Source organism: Gordoniibacillus kamchatkensis, assembly GCF_000829455.1.
Taxonomy (GTDB): domain Bacteria; phylum Bacillota; class Bacilli; order Paenibacillales; family NBRC-103111; genus Gordoniibacillus; species Gordoniibacillus kamchatkensis.
In genome coordinates this window covers 132,968-147,243 of the sequence record NZ_JXAK01000003.1, presented here as the reverse complement: position 1 = coordinate 147,243, position 14,276 = coordinate 132,968, and the positions used below count along the sequence as shown (strand labels likewise).

Annotated in this window: 12 protein-coding genes and 2 pseudogenes; 3 read left to right on the top strand and 11 right to left on the bottom strand. The window is 56.3% G+C overall.

Annotation, left to right across the window (positions count from 1 at the left end; all coding sequences use genetic code 11):
- Window positions 1-54: 54 nt before the first annotated feature.
- Entirely contained in the window at window positions 55-2,439 is a 2,385-nt protein-coding gene (locus tag SD70_RS03070) for a helix-turn-helix domain-containing protein (RefSeq protein WP_041045527.1), read from the bottom strand.
- Between the two features lie 500 nt (window positions 2,440-2,939).
- Here SD70_RS03070 and SD70_RS32770 point away from each other — a divergent pair, with 500 nt between their 5' ends.
- Entirely contained in the window at window positions 2,940-5,090 is a 2,151-nt protein-coding gene (locus tag SD70_RS32770; RefSeq protein ID WP_052486996.1) for an S-layer homology domain-containing protein, read from the top strand.
- A gap of 69 nt (window positions 5,091-5,159) precedes the next feature.
- On the opposite strand, the pseudogene SD70_RS03055 reads toward SD70_RS32770, so the two are convergent.
- Window positions 5,160-6,118 (bottom strand): annotated as a pseudogene (locus SD70_RS03055) (D-2-hydroxyacid dehydrogenase family protein).
- Between the two features lie 330 nt (window positions 6,119-6,448).
- Here SD70_RS03055 and SD70_RS03050 point away from each other — a divergent pair.
- A complete protein-coding gene (locus SD70_RS03050) occupies window positions 6,449-7,339 on the top strand; it encodes a DMT family transporter (protein ID WP_041045525.1) in 891 nt (296 codons plus the stop codon).
- A gap of 5 nt (window positions 7,340-7,344) precedes the next feature.
- On the opposite strand, the gene SD70_RS03045 is transcribed toward SD70_RS03050, so the two are convergent.
- From SD70_RS03045 to SD70_RS03030, 4 genes are all read right to left on the bottom strand, one after another.
- Window positions 7,345-7,668 carry an MGMT family protein gene (locus tag SD70_RS03045; RefSeq protein WP_041045523.1) on the bottom strand — a complete coding sequence of 108 codons (324 nt, stop codon included), beginning with the start codon at window positions 7,666-7,668 and terminating at the stop codon, window positions 7,345-7,347.
- Between the two features lie 28 nt (window positions 7,669-7,696).
- Window positions 7,697-8,236, bottom strand: coding sequence for a PilZ domain-containing protein (locus SD70_RS03040; protein ID WP_041045516.1), 540 nt, complete (start codon window positions 8,234-8,236; stop codon window positions 7,697-7,699).
- Between the two features lie 194 nt (window positions 8,237-8,430).
- Window positions 8,431-8,703 (bottom strand): hypothetical protein, encoded by a 273-nt coding sequence (locus SD70_RS03035; RefSeq protein WP_041045513.1) that lies wholly within the window; start codon window positions 8,701-8,703, stop codon window positions 8,431-8,433.
- A gap of 74 nt (window positions 8,704-8,777) precedes the next feature.
- On the bottom strand, window positions 8,778-9,968 hold the full coding sequence (locus SD70_RS03030; protein WP_041045511.1) for an MFS transporter: 1,191 nt from the start codon (window positions 9,966-9,968) through the stop codon (window positions 8,778-8,780).
- Between the two features lie 156 nt (window positions 9,969-10,124).
- Between SD70_RS03030 and SD70_RS03025 the strand changes: the two genes are divergently transcribed.
- Entirely contained in the window at window positions 10,125-10,478 is a 354-nt protein-coding gene (locus tag SD70_RS03025; RefSeq protein WP_041045508.1) for a winged helix-turn-helix transcriptional regulator, read from the top strand.
- A 22-nt stretch (window positions 10,479-10,500) separates the two neighbouring features.
- On the opposite strand, the gene SD70_RS03020 is transcribed toward SD70_RS03025, so the two are convergent.
- The 5 genes and pseudogenes from SD70_RS03020 to SD70_RS37495 all read right to left on the bottom strand — a co-directional run bounded on the left by SD70_RS03020 (window position 10,501) and on the right by SD70_RS37495 (window position 14,276).
- Window positions 10,501-10,707 carry a hypothetical protein gene (locus SD70_RS03020; RefSeq protein WP_156157868.1) on the bottom strand — a complete coding sequence of 69 codons (207 nt, stop codon included), beginning with the start codon at window positions 10,705-10,707 and terminating at the stop codon, window positions 10,501-10,503.
- A gap of 8 nt (window positions 10,708-10,715) precedes the next feature.
- Window positions 10,716-11,018 carry a hypothetical protein gene (locus SD70_RS03015; RefSeq protein WP_052486995.1) on the bottom strand — a complete coding sequence of 101 codons (303 nt, stop codon included), beginning with the start codon at window positions 11,016-11,018 and terminating at the stop codon, window positions 10,716-10,718.
- A gap of 46 nt (window positions 11,019-11,064) precedes the next feature.
- Window positions 11,065-13,151: pseudogene (locus SD70_RS03010) on the bottom strand (molybdopterin-containing oxidoreductase family protein).
- A gap of 211 nt (window positions 13,152-13,362) precedes the next feature.
- On the bottom strand, window positions 13,363-14,061 hold the full coding sequence (locus SD70_RS03005) for a nucleoside hydrolase (protein WP_231571004.1): 699 nt from the start codon (window positions 14,059-14,061) through the stop codon (window positions 13,363-13,365).
- Complete coding sequence (locus SD70_RS37495; RefSeq protein ID WP_231571003.1) at window positions 14,007-14,276, bottom strand: hypothetical protein; 270 nt, start codon at window positions 14,274-14,276, stop codon at window positions 14,007-14,009. The genes SD70_RS03005 and SD70_RS37495 overlap by 55 nt, the downstream gene beginning before the upstream one ends.

Here is a 14,276-nt window from a genome sequence, read left to right as displayed (position 1 = left end):
GGTCCGTAGCGCAGCCCCACTTTCTCGGGTAGCCTGAGTCTCCATGAGACTGCCCTATGCGTCCGAGCCGGTCTTGTCCGGCGCGATCGAATCCCGGAACTTCCCCGGCGTAATGCCTTCCAGCTTCTTAAATGCACGGATGAAGACGACGTCGTTGTTGTAACCGACCATTTGCGCGATTTGCGCGATCGTCAGCTCCCTGTTGTCCATGAGCCTCTTTGCGGTCTGCATCCTCTTCTGCGTGATGTAGTCCAGCAGGTTTTGCCCCTGATTTTTCTTGAAAAACGTGGAAATGTATTGGGGCGTCATCCGGAAACGATCGGCGATCAGCGCGAGTCCGAGATTCGGATCGCCGAGACTGCAATCGACGAAGGCGACCATTTCCTGCAGCAGCTGCATGCTGTGATCGGACCGTTCGACGTTAAACGAGCGGGTGAGCGTTTCGTAAAGCTCTTTCGTTTTCCGCTGCATGTCCTCCGCCGTCGGATGGCTGAACACCGCTTTGATCGGGTCGAAGTCCGTGCCAAGCACGTCCTCCTGATTCGTGTTCGTCGAGTTCAAAATTTTCAAAAACGTGCTCATCACGTTGAAGAACAAGCATCTGCCGAGCTCCGGCGTGATGTGGCTGGAATCGAAATTCATCGAGTATATTTTATCGAGCAGCTTCCCGACGTTGTCGGTATCGCCGCTGCGCACGAAGTTGGTGAGCTGGACTTCAATTTCAAGCGGATAATAATAGTGCTGTTTCGTGCTCACAATATCCTGAAAATAAATGATCGCATGCTTTCCCAATATCAGTCTGTATTCCAGAGCCGCGAGCGCTTCCGGATAAGAGTCGCGAATCGCTTTGGGGCCCTGATGAATCCTTCCGGCGGCGACGGTTATGCCGATTTTGAACCTTTGCGAAATGATCTCGTAGAGGGACTGAACGATGTCCCGAATATCGGCTTCCGCCTTCTCTTCCCTTTCTGTCGCCAGATTGACCAGAAGCGCGAGCCGATCCCTGTCCAGCTCGACGGGAAATCCTTTGTGGCGGGGCTCGATCAGATCGACGCTAATATTGGATACGATAAACCTCGCGAGCGCCCACTGCTGCTCGTCTTCCTCGGAAAAGTGCTGCATATCCTCTATTTTGACCAGCAATACGGCGAAACGGTCGCTGATGAACTTCAGGTCCATAAACCGCAGCGACTCTTCATTTTCCGCAGACACGTTCACGTCCATGTACCCGTGCAGCAGCCGGGATAAGTAGTTGGCGCGGATGAACGGCGTTTGTCTCGTGAGCGTGTTGCGCAAATGCTTCTCTTCGTGCATCGAGCCTTCGATCGTCTGGCGTATAAACTCGTACTCGTCGAAGGACGGACGCCCGCTCATCGGCTTGCCGCGCATGATCGCGTTCACGGTTTTTTGCAGCGGCTTGTAGCTGCGGTATACCCCGGCGCCGACGGCCAGCAGTCCGGCGATCAGGCACAGGACGAACAAGCCGAGAGACCATCTTTGAATTTGGTTGACCTGCTGCATGAACACATCGTTCGGCGTAATCGATACGTATTTGAAGCCCGCTCTCTGCGACGACACGAACGATACCATCTGATCGACGCCTGCGAGCCGGTACGCGAATGGCGCGTCGGTATGCTCCATGCGCTGCAGCAGCTCGGCCGGAAACGGCGTTGTGCTTGTGCTCATAATCGTCTGGCCGTCGTTATCGATAATATAAATGTTGCTGTGGCTGGCCGCTTCGAGCTGGGCGAACATCTTCTTGATCTGATCGACATCGATCAGCACGAAAAAGTTCCCAAGATTCTCGGACTGCGAGTTGACGGGAAGCGTTTGCGCGTAGACGATGACTTCCTTCGGAATATTTTCGATGCTCGCCAGCGGATTCAGCCCGCGGGACAGGGACGCAACCGGCAAGTAGGATACTTTGTGCGGGCTCGTCAGGAGCCCTTTTCGCCACTGCTCATACGACTGGCCTTTAAACGTGTAGTAGGTCGAATAAAACGAGCGCGAGTCGGTGAGCACGTCCGCCTTGACGATCGTATCGCTCCGCGAGAAATAAACGAAATAGTCGAAAATAAAGCTGCTGGTCATGCTGCGGTACCGGGTCATTTTGTCCCGCATGAACTCGACAAACTGGTATTTGTCGGCGCTGTTCGCAAGATCGGAAATTTTCAGCATGTAATCCAGCTTCGGGTCAAAGACGACTTGATGTGTTAAAATGTCTACCTCCGCCAACTTGTTATCAAGCAGAAGCTTGAGCTGCTCCAGCATTGCCGCGTTGGAGCGGTTCGAGCTCTTCTCGAGGCTCTGCTCGACCTTGGCGTACAAAAACAGCCCCATAGCCATCGGAATCAGCAGAATGAACAGGTTGGAGACGATCAGCGTCTTGAGCGCATTTCTGCGATTGCCGAACAAACGTAGATGAAGCTGCAGTTTCAAAGCCGTTCACGCCCTCCCGAATTATCTGGTTGCCCAAGAAAGTATGGCTGCACTGCGGATTGGAAATGTGGGTCTCCGGCTTCCTTGAACACGTGCACGAGTTCAAAGGCGCACGCTACGCTCTCCGCCCCACATTTTCATCCTCCGTTCCGCCTTTCTCGGGCAATCCGAAATGATCCACTCAATTTCACTGCCTTCGTCTATTTTGGCCTTGCACCGGTTATCCCTCTAAACTAAGAATAACACGTTATTCGCCCGCTTGGCGCATTTTCTTGTCAAGGCGACCGGAGGCGGATGCTTTCGGCCCCCGGCAGCGTGAAAAAACGTTGCCGGAACGTTGCAATTCCTTCGCTGCGTCCCGCTTCCTCCCCCCCTCAAAAAACAAACGCGGCTCGAAAGCTGTATTATACTTCCAACGCAGGCGTTCTGCACCACTGACTTCGAGCTTCGTTGCCGAAGGGAGTCATTTTATCATTATTTCATTAAGGAGAGAATCGCGTATGAATCATCGCCGTATGAAAAAGCTGCTTGCCTCCACCTTGGCCCTGTCGCTCGTGATGGGAATGGGGACGACTGCGTTCGCCAAAGGGGACGACAAGAAAGACGACGACGTTAAAATCGATTTCAACTGGAACAAAGGCAAACATCTCGGGCAGTTGAAGATGGATTTCAGGGATATTCAGGGCAGGCAATTCGAATGGGCGATGCGCTACATCGCCGATCTGGCGGCGCGTAGAGTGTTCGAGGGCTATGACGACGGCACGTTCCGGCCGCAGCAAACGGTTTCCCGCATCGAGGCAATTACGGCCGCCGTGCGCGTCATGGGGCTGCGCGACAAGGCGGAATCCGCCGCCGAAATGCAGACTCAGCTCAATTTCAAGGACGCGAACCAAATTCCTGCGTGGGCTGTCGGCTATGTTGCCGTGGCGCTCGAGAACGATTTGTTCTCCGAGTACGAAACGAAGGTGAATCCGAATCAGCCGGCGGACCGCCTCTGGGCAACGACGCTGCTCGTCAAGGCGCTCAAGCTGCAGTCTGAGGCGGAAGCGAATATGAATGCCAAGCTGCCTTTTGCCGATGCCGCGCAAATACCGGCCGGATCGGTCGGATACGTCAAAGTGGCGATCGATAAAGGGCTGATCAACGGCTTTGAGGACAATACGTTCCGTCCGAATCAACCGGTCACACGGGCGGAAATCGCCGCGCTTCTGGACCGCGCCGGCGACCATCTTCCCGGCAGCCAGGACGGCCTGATCGTCGGCACGGTTTCGGCTCCCGTCACGAACAATACGCTCACCGTCACTAGCAACGGGCAGACGGCCAGCTTGGCGCTTGATCCGAACGCGTTCATTTATCGCGCCGGAGCGAGAGTGAGCGCATCGGCCCTGCAAGTCGGCGACGCCGTACGGGTTCGCGTTTACAACAATACCGTAATTTTCGTAGAGGTCACGCAAACGAGCGGCGGCAGTACACCGGTTCCGACACCGGCAAACGGCGTGATCACGGGAACGGTGGCCGTAGCAGTAACGGGCAACGCGCTGACGCTCACGAGCGGCGGACAAACGATGGCGCTTCCGCTGAGCTCCGGCGCGCTCTTTTTCCGGAATGGCGCGCAAATCAGCGCATCGGGCTTGCAGGTCGGCGACGTCGTCAGCACCCGTGCGTACAACAACGCCGTCGTCTTTGTCGAAGTGACGCAGCCGGCAGGCAGCACGGGAACTCAGCCGTCTTACGAACGCGTGCTGTCGGGCACGGTAACGACCGCCGCCAGCAACAACGTGCTCACAATCAGCTCCGGCGGCCAGACGTACGCCTTGACGCTGAACAGCGGCGCGTTCGTCTATCGCGGCGGGGCAGCGGTAAGCGTTTCGGCGCTGCAAGTGGGCGATGTCGTAACGACCTACTCCTACAACAACTCAGTTGCCATCGTCGAAGTAACGCAAACGGCCGTACAACCGTCGAACACGACCGGAGACATTAGCGGAACGGTTATCGCTCCTGCCAACAACAACCTGCTGGCAATTACGAGCGGCGGCCAGCCGGTCAGACTTACGCTCAATGCCAATGCGTTCGTATACCGCAACGGCCTGACCACCGCCGCAGCGCTGCAAGCAGGCGATGTCATTACCGCTCACTATGTGAACGGAGTTGTGCTGTACATCGAAGTCACGCAATTAGCGGGAGGATCGGCCACGCAAACGGGGATCACCCAGCAATCCGGCACGGTCGTATCCGTCGCCAACAACGTGCTGACGCTGATCAGCGGCAACCAGACGGTAACGCTCAGCTTGCATCCGAACGCGTTCATCTACCGCGGCGGGGCGCTGGTGACCGCTGCCGCTTTGCAGGCAGGCGATGTCATTACGGCACGTCTTTACAACAACATCGTCGTTTACGGCGAAGTTACGCAGCTCTCGAGCGGCTACAGCTTTACCGTATCCGGCACTTATAATAACGTCACATTGAACAACCAGGGCCAAATCGCGACCATTTCCATCAACCAGACGAATGCGAACGGCACGGTGCAAACAGTCGTCTACAACGTCTCATCATCGGTGACGATCGTCGGCACAATGGCCAATCTGGTGCAAAATCGTCCGGTCGTGCTGCAAGGAAACAGCCAGACAGTCAGCAAAATCATCATTCAATAAAGGCAACGGCACTCATAAAAAAAATCCGCCAACCGCTGCGTGCGCAGCGGTTGGCGGATTTTTTTGCGGTCAGTTCAGCTTCCGGATCGGCTCGCCGGACAGGAACGCCTCGATGTCCTCCACGGCGCCCCGGTAAAACGTACGGTAGTTGTTTTCCGCAACGTACCCGAGATGCGGCGTAGCGAGCAAATTGGGCAGCGTTCGGTACGGGTGGTCCGGCGGCAAAGGCTCCGTCTCGTATACGTCCACGGCGGCGCCGGCGATCCGGCCGCTGCGCAGCGCATCCGCCAACGCGTCCTGGTCGACGATCGGCGCGCGCGACGTGTTGATCAAATAGGCCGAAGGCGCATAAGCGCGAGTTCGGCACAGCCGACGAGCCCTCTCGTCCGTTCGCCGAGCACGAGATGGATGGAAACAACGTCGCTATTCGCCAGCAGCTCTTCTTTCGATGCGGCCAGACTGACGCCCACTTCATCGGCCCGCTCCTGCGTCAAGTTTTGGCTCCATGCCGTGACGTCCATGCCGAACGCTTGGCCGATGCGCGCCACCCGGCTGCCGATTTTGCCGAGGCCGAGCAAGCCTAGCCGTTTGCCGTGCAGCTCCGTTCCGAGCGTGCTTTGCCACGGGCCGCCCGTGCGCAGCGCCTCGTTCTCCGGCACAATGCGGCGGGCCAGCCCCAATATGAGCGCCCAAGTCAGCTCAACCGTTGGCTCGGAGTGGCCCGACGTGCCGCATACGGCGACGCCGTGCGCCGCGGCCGCCGCCAAATCGACGGAAGCGTTGCGCATGCCGGTCGTGACGAGCAGCTTGAGGCGCGGCAAACGGGCAAACAGCGGCGCGCGAAAAGGAGTGCGCTCGCGCATGATCACGACGATGTCGCAATCGCTTATAGCATCGACAAGCTCGTCCTCCCGCTCAAAATGGTTGCTGAAAGCCCGAACCTCGACCTTGTCCGAAATAGCGGACCAATCGGCCAACGTCAAGGCTACTTGCTGATAATCGTCCAGTATTGCGCAGCGCAGCTTCATAGGATCAGGCTCCTCTATTTAAAAATCTGTAAGTATTGTATCACGTTCCGCTGTGGCCGGGGAAAACGAAGCTGAACCTGTACTTAGGTCAGGTTTCGTTTTATTCTAGTAGAGTGCTGATGAAACTTACCGAACCCGTCAGCTGCTTCGTCATTGGATTTTATGCAGTGTTTCAATCCCTGAATCAAGGTGGTTTTGTTCCTCATTGGATTTACTCCAATGAAATCACATTATGCGGTTGGCAGTTCGGGTTGACGGAGCAAGGAAACCCGGATAAATACAACCGACCAAATCCAGCATAAAAGAGAGAAAACCGAGGAGTGGACCAACATGAATCGCCTGTCACGCATGCAAACCGTATTGTTAATCGCGTTTCTCGTCATAACGTGGGGCGTCAACTGGCCCGTCACCAAATTTGCGCTTCAATTCACCCCGCCTATCCTGTTCTCGGGAATGAGGACGCTGCTTGGCGGCATATTCCTGCTAGTTGCGGCGCTGCCCAAATATAAATCGGTCCGGTTCAGGACAAACTGGCATATTTACGCCATTTCCGCCTTACTGAACATTATTTTGTACTATGGCCTGCAAACGGTGGGGCTCCAGCATTTGCCGTCCGGGCTGTTTTCCGTGCTTGTGTTCCTGCAGCCTGTTCTCGTCGGCATTTTTTCGTGGCTGTGGCTGGGAGAGCCGATGTATAGGGTCAAAATTTTCGGGCTCGCGCTCGGATTTGCCGGCGTCGCCACGATCGGCCTTGGCGGACTGTCGGGGCATATTTCCGCAGTGGGGATTCTGCTCGGCCTTGGGAGCGCGTTAAGCTGGGCTCTGGGCACCGTATACGTGAAAAAAGCGGGGGAAAATGTGGATTCCATCTGGCTCGTGACGCTGCAGCTTATCGCCGGCGGGCTGTTCATGACCGGAATCGGCGCCGCAACGGAGAGCTGGTCCGCCATCGTGTGGAGCATGCCTTACATCGTCAGCCTGCTGTTCATCTCGATCTTTGTTATCGCAATCGGCTGGTCCGTCTTCTTTATATTGATCGGATCGGGCGAAGCCAGCAAGGTGGCTGCCAATACGTTCCTCATCCCGCTCGTGGCCATCGCGGTCGGCGTCATTTTCCTGCATGAGCGGTTTACCGCGTATTTGCTGGCCGGGCTCGTACTGATCATGGTCAGCATTTACTGCGTCAACCGCAAGCCGAAGCGAGCCGCGGCAGTGACGTAACTATGTCAAAAACCCGGATCGCCGTCCGGGAAAAACTGGTATCGCTCCAGACAAACATACTTGTCCTTCTCGATCTCTACGCCTTCAGCCCGCAACAGGAACGATTGCAGCTCGTACGATTCGGGATCGGCTATCGCGATCTCCCCCTTGGCGTTGATCACCCTATGCCACGGGAGGCGATGCTTTTGGCTGAGCGAATGCAATATTCGGACAACCTGCCTCGCTCCTCTAGTACTTCCCGCACATTTCGCGATTTGGCCGTAAGTCATTACTTTACCCTCGGGAATCGCGCGGATAACGGCAATCACTTTCTCGGTGAAAATGGTCATGTTCGCTCACCTGCCATCGATCTCGCGTTTACCCCTGCAGCTTTTTTTTGCGGAGTTCCACTTCAACCTCTCGAATGAGGCGGAACAAATCTTCTTCCTTGGAAAAATGGGTTTTCATAAACTCCAGGCCGTAAGATATGAGCGGCCTGCCGAAAGCTTCGTCTTTCCGTATCACTCTGCCGATAATTTCCAAAGGCTCGTCGTTTAGCATGAAAAACATTCGGATGATCGATTTTTGTCGTACCGGGAAATCTTCGTGGCTGTCAAACCGCAAACCGGTCAAACTGATATCCCGTACGACCCCTTTTTTACGCTCGCCTTCAACCGGTTGGTTACCCATGTCCATAAATTCGAATTCGCATTCCGTAATCGGTATGGCGACCCGGTAATATTTCCTTTTATTCGTTTCTTGCAATTTTTGTTGAAGGCTCTCTATCGTTTTGTCCATGGTTTTCATTTTGGTCTCTTGTTGCATCATATGCTTGTTGTATTTCAAAACATTCACCAGCAGAACAAGGATGACGATAAAAAATATCATCAGTATGGCAATTGAAATCAGATACATCATAGATGGCGACCACCCCAATCAGAATCGAAACTCACCCCAATAATAAACCATAAATCCATATAACGCCAACAAATTCTTGCGAATGCGGCATACCGCGATGGGAAAAATGGCCGGTGAGGAACATGAAAAAGGGACTATTCCTCTGCCGTCTGCAGATTTTGGAATAGTCCCTTTTTCGTGGCTACTGCGGCTATTTATCCTTGCGTTTGCTCGGAAGTGTCGGAAGCTGCGGTAGTTTGCGGTTGTCCCGCTTGCGCCCGCGTTTGATTCATCCCGGCTTGGGCGGATTGAATGCCTTGCTCGTTTTCGCCGGCCACAGCCTGTGCTGCGGCATTTTGCGCCGCTTGGTTGGTTGCCGCCTGTTGCGTAACCGCGCTTTGCGCCGCCGCGCTGCCGGCCTGATTCGCTGTTTGCTGCGCTTGCCCCGCAGCGTTCGTATAGCGGTTGTTTTGTTGTTCGTTCGGCATATCGTTCTTCCCTCCTTTAATCCGTGTTTGTGCTCGGATATGCACCTTGTTATGATTTACAGAAACTTGCTTTATTATCCATTCCCAAATTTCACTTCCCGTTTGGCATCGAACCTGATTTTTTTGCGCAAAGAGAACGAAACGCCTGCAAGCCCTAGCCCGAGCACATACGTGCAGCCGGCGATCCATGAGTTGTGCAGCACGGTCGAGGTGGCATCCGCAACGAGTCCCCCCGCTCCGGCTCCGGCCGCAATTCCCAAATGAATGATGGACGTGTTCACCCCGAGCACGAAGTTGGAAGACTGCGGAGCTTGCTGAATGAAATACGTTTGCAAAGCGGGCGCCGTCATAAACAGCGAAAACATCCACAACGCGATGATCGCCAGTCCCGCGAACGGGACTGCGGCAAATGCAGGCACAATCGCAACGGTCGCCGCAGAGATCGTTAAACCGAGCGAAATCATGCGCGCCGCCCCCCACCTGTCGGTGCCAAAGCCGCCGAAGCGCGAGCCGATCATGCCGGAAACGCCCAGCACCAGCATCATCAGTCCGACGTCGGAAACGTTCAAATGAAAAATCGTTTGCAGGAAAGGCGTTAAATACGTTAACATGACCGAATTGCTCATGTTCATGAAGAAGGACAAAAACAATCCGCTGACAATGACGGGATTGCCGACCACGGCAAAACGCTGCCTGAGCGATGCGGGCGCGTCCCCTTCTATATGCGGCAGCAGGCGAATCATCCCGAGCATAATCAGCAGGCCGACAGCCGCCAATACGGCAAATATCCCCCGCCAGCCCCACCAGCCGGCGATCGCGATGCCAAGCGGCACCCCAAACGTCAAAGCGCTGCCGAACGCCAAAGCTATCGTGCTGATGGCGCCGCCCATTTTGTCCGCGGGAACCAGCTTGGCAACCGAGCCGATCGCCACGACGCTGAATACGCCGGCGCTCAGGCCGAGAATGACCCGGGAACCGAGCAGGACGGCATACTGCGGGCTCCCGAACGAAACGAGGCAGCCGGCCACAAAAACGGCGAGCGAGCCGGCCAGTACGCTCTTGCGTCCCATGCGGGCGGTAACAGCGACCAGCAACGGAGTGCCGATTGCAAAAGCGAGGGAATATGCGGTGATCAATTGTCCGGCAAGGGCGATGGAAATGTGCAAATCGTTGGCGATGGAATTCAAAATTCCCGCCACGACCAGTTCGACAGTGCCAACGACAAAACAGCCTAAGGCGATCATGTAAACAAGCAGACGGTTCATGGTTCTCTCATCCCTTTCTCTGCGGTTCATTCCGATGGTGAGCATGACTCACTTGTTGACATTATAAAGAGTCGACTATAATAATGTAAGAACGCAAAGTATTTGGATATTATCCTGACATTTTGATTAACTAATTTTTAGTAAGCTGGTGATTGTGTGGAACCATCGAGTGAAGTTACCGACAGCTCCAGCATTTGTGACGTGCTCCGCATCCTCGGCGCCAAATGGGCGTTCCTCGTCATCGCCGAGCTGGCCAAAGGCCCGAAGCGGTTCAACCGGCTGCTGCGGGATACGGCTGTCATCCGAACCCAGTCTTTAACGGATACGCTGCGCCATCTGGAGCAAAACGGCATCGTGCGGCGCGAAGTTTATCCAACCGTGCCGGTAACCGTGGAATATTCGCTAACGGACAAAGGGAGCGATTTTCAAGCGGCGCTGAGGGAGATGGAGAAGTGGGCGTTGAAATGGGGGCAACCGCAGCAGACGGAAAAAACCGGCCGCTCTTCGTAAAGAGCCGGCCGGTTTTTTTAGTTTAGAACAGGCGATTCCATTGCGGAACGAACATCGATTTGTAGCTTGCCGTCAATTCGTCGGCTTTTCCGGGCGCGATTCCCGCTTTCAGCAGCTCCTGCCGAAATGTGCGGGCGCCGATCCGGCGATGGTAATAATAACGGATAAGCAATCCTGGCGTCTTGCAGACGATAGCCGCGAGATGGGCGAAGATCTTCAGCATCGGCATGATGGCCGTCAATGACGCGGCAAGCCGCGGACTGAATTGTCCTGCGTGATCGACTTGGGGACAAGCTCGGAGGCGACCGATTTTACATAGTTCATGTAATCCTTCGACATCTGCAGCGCCTCGTTAGCGGGAATGCCGGACCGGGTCAGCTCCGAGTAGAACGCTCCGACAGCTTTGCCGACGCGAGCTCCCGCCTCCGCCGAATACAAGATGCCGAGCAGATCGTTTAAAAATCCGGGCACTTTGGCCGAAACGACTTCGAGCAATTCTCCGATTTCCTTCGTCGGGATGTTAGGGGTTCCGTTGTTCAAGCCGAACCTCTCCTTTGCTCTGGTTTTGACTACAGTATAAGCGTTGTTACGCCTCGTCAGAACCATCCGCCGAATGAACTTCTCCTCCGTCTGCAGACGGAATTTTCTCCACTTGCACCGTACCGGAGAAGAACGTCGCTCCTCCGCCCATATCGGCGACGCGGTCGGGAGTCAAAGCGTTGACGAGCCGTTTGCCGCCGGCGCCGCCCGCCCAAAGCCCCTGGCTGACCACAACCCCGGGCAAAACGTCGTCGCCAACCGATACCGGCAGCTCGCACTCGCCGCGTTCGTTCCATACCCGGACCGCATCGCCGTCAGCAATGCCGAGGGCGGAGGCGTCCGCCGCGTTCATGTGGAGTTTCGGCGCTTTCTCCATCTGAACGTGCTTCTCGTTGTGGGAAAACGTGGAATTGAGAAAATTGTGGTTCGGCCCGGGAACGAACAGGAACGGGAACTTCTCGTCTTCGCACAGCGGCACGTAGGTCGGCAGCGGCGGGTAGCCTTTGCGCTCCATCAGCTTGGAATACAGCTCGATTTTGCCGCTAGGGGTTCGCAGCTTGCCGGGGAACAGCGGTTTCACCTGCGCTTTCACGAACTGCTTCTCCACGAGCGCCTCGTACGTAATTCCGTCCAGGCAAGGATTGTCGGGATTATCCAAAGCCTGGCGGATCATGTCCTCCTCCGTATCTTGCAGCGCCTGCTCTTCGAATCCCATCCCGCGCGCAGCAGCTTGAACACATCGACATTGGACTTACTTTCCGCATACGGCTCAATGACCGGCTGCTGGATTTGATAATAATGATGCCAGTAGGAACGGTATAAGTCCGTATTTTCGAACGATGAGGTCGCCGGCAGGACGATATCGGCATAGGCGGCCGTCTCCGTCAGGAAAAGGTCGTGCACGACCGTGAACAAATCTTCCCTCGCGAGCCCTTCCCTTACTTTGTTGGCGTGCGGAGCCACCACCGCCGGGTTGGAATTGTACACGTACAGGGATCGGATCGGCGGATCCAGCTCGAGCAAGGCGCTGCCCAGCAAGTTCATGTTGACGAACCGCGTCGCCTTCGGCAATAAATCCGGGCGCCGGAGGGCAGGCGCGTTGTGCTCCAAATACGCCCCGTTGCCCTTAATCGCTCCGCCGCCTTTATGGAGCCACTGGCCGGTCAGCGCCGGCAAGCACGAAATCGTCCGCACGCACATGCCGCCGTTATCGTGATGCTGCGGGCCGTTGCCGATCCGGATGAAGGACGGAGACGTACGGCCGTATAGGCGGGCTAGCCGGTAAATGTCGCCGACAGGAACTCCCGTGACAGCAGAAACGGTATGAGGCTCATACTGCCGGACATGCTCGCGCAGTTGTTCGTGCCCGACGGTATACTCGCGCAAAAACGCCTCGTCCGTCATTCCCTCTTCGAACAAAATATGCATTATCCCGAGCGCGAGCGCCGCATCGGTGCCGGGTCTGATCGGGATGAACCAATCCGCCCAGCGGCCGGTCCGATTGCGGTGCACGTCGATGGCGACGATCGTCGCTCCGTTCTTGCGGGCTTTCTCGGCGAGCATGACCTGATGCATGTTCGTGCTCACCGCATTGATGCCCCACATGATGAACAGCTTGGCGTGCACCGTATCCTCCGGATCGGTCCCGAAGCTGCCGCCCATCGTATAAGCGTACCCTTCCGTTCCCGCGGCTTCGCATATCGAATACAGGAGCCGGCTCGCGCCCAGGCGGTAAAAAAACCGGCGGTCCATCCCCTCCGTGCCGATCCGGCCCATATTGCCGTAAAAGCTGTAGGGCAGGATGGATTCGGCTCCTTCCTCCGCGATCAGCCGTTTCCACTGCGACGTAATCGTCCGGACGGCTTCGTCCCACGTGATCCGCTCAAAGCGGCTCTCGCCCTTGCGCCCTATCCGCTTTAGCGGATAGATAAGCCGGTTCGGGTCGTAGATGCGCTCCGCCATATGGCGGACTTTGTTGCAAATCGCGCCTTGCGTGACCGGATGCGACGGGTCTCCTTCTATTTTCACGATTTTGCCGTCTTCCTTATGAACGAGCAGCCCGCATTGGTCCGGGCAATCCAGCGAGCATACGGCAGGAAAAACGCCGCTTCGTGCGTGGCTGTAACAACTCATCGTGCAGCTTCTCCTCGACAATGATTGTAGGTGCTGGCAAATCAGGCTGCCCGAGAAAGGCGTAGACGCACATTTCCAATCCGCAGCGCAGCCATGATTTCTTGCGCAGCCTGAACACATCCGTATCATTGTACCACGGCGGGACCTGCCCGTTCACCCGGGATTGGCGCACACCGCGGCCGGCAGTCCGTTTCGCCGGCACCGCTCGCGGCTAGCCCAGCTTGCCGAACAGATCGCGGAACACCAGATCGCGGTGCACGTGCCGCACATAGCGGATGAAATGCCGGGAAGCGTCGACGCTCCAGCGGCAATCGTCCGACAGCAGCGGGCTGTGCGTTACGACGCTGGGAAGCCAAGCTTCGTTGACCAGATAGGCGATCGCGGCGACGTCCCAGATGACCCTCGATTTGGCAAAATGGTCGCTGCTGCAGCGCTCGTACGTATCGTACAAATATTGCCCGATCGGCCCTTTAGGCTGCACGTAATCCTTGATTTCGGAAAGCGTCGTCTGCAGATGGGAAGCGGCACCCATGCACGGAATGAGCACGAGCGGCACGCCGCTGTTCAAGACGATGCGGGACGCGTGCAAGTCCTGGGCCAGGTTGAACTCCCTCGTATCCGGCCAATGCAAAGCGTGCCCTCCCAGCCAGACGACGACGATTTTGGCGATAATGCGCGGCTCAAGCAAAATGGCTGAGGCAATATTCGTGATAGCCCCGATGGCGACGACGTACAGCGGATCATCCTCGGGAGCGGCCATCGCCCTTGCGACCAAGTCGCGCGCGGCATCGCTCGCAACCGGCGCGTGCGGCCCCGGCAAATACGTTTCCGCGCCGCGGCATATCGGAATGCCCGTCATTTCCGGGACGAGCGCGGCGATGCGATGCAATTCGCGGAAGCTTTTTTCCATGCCGTCCTGCGGGCTTGTCGACAAGTCGTTGTAAAAGGGGCCGCATAAAACGCTTCGACCTGTATCCGCTCCGGCGATTTCAACGCGTACACGACGGCGAATTGGTCGTCGATTTCGTTGAACGTGTCCGTGTCGAGCACGATGCGCACTTTGCGCTGCGGATGGGACAAACGTTCGAGCATGCGGTGCTGCGAAATAACCGGGAATGCAGACAT

Coding starts and splice junctions, on each gene's coding strand:
- SD70_RS03050 (WP_041045525.1), top strand. CDS start 6,449: ATGAATCGCCTGTCACGCATGCAAACCGTATTGTTAATCGCGTTTCTC.
- SD70_RS03020 (WP_156157868.1), bottom strand. CDS start 10,707: ATGCCGATGCTGAAGATCTTCGCCCATCTCGCGGCTATCGTCTGCAAG.
- SD70_RS37495 (WP_231571003.1), bottom strand. CDS start 14,276: ATGTCTGCATTCCCGGTTATTTCGCAGCACCGCATGCTCGAACGTTTG.
- SD70_RS03035 (WP_041045513.1), bottom strand. CDS start 8,703: ATGCCGAACGAACAACAAAACAACCGCTATACGAACGCTGCGGGGCAA.
- SD70_RS32770 (WP_052486996.1), top strand. CDS start 2,940: ATGAATCATCGCCGTATGAAAAAGCTGCTTGCCTCCACCTTGGCCCTG.
- SD70_RS03040 (WP_041045516.1), bottom strand. CDS start 8,236: ATGATGTATCTGATTTCAATTGCCATACTGATGATATTTTTTATCGTC.
- SD70_RS03005 (WP_231571004.1), bottom strand. CDS start 14,061: ATGGAAAAAAGCTTCCGCGAATTGCATCGCATCGCCGCGCTCGTCCCG.
- SD70_RS03045 (WP_041045523.1), bottom strand. CDS start 7,668: ATGACCATTTTCACCGAGAAAGTGATTGCCGTTATCCGCGCGATTCCC.
- SD70_RS03030 (WP_041045511.1), bottom strand. CDS start 9,968: ATGAACCGTCTGCTTGTTTACATGATCGCCTTAGGCTGTTTTGTCGTT.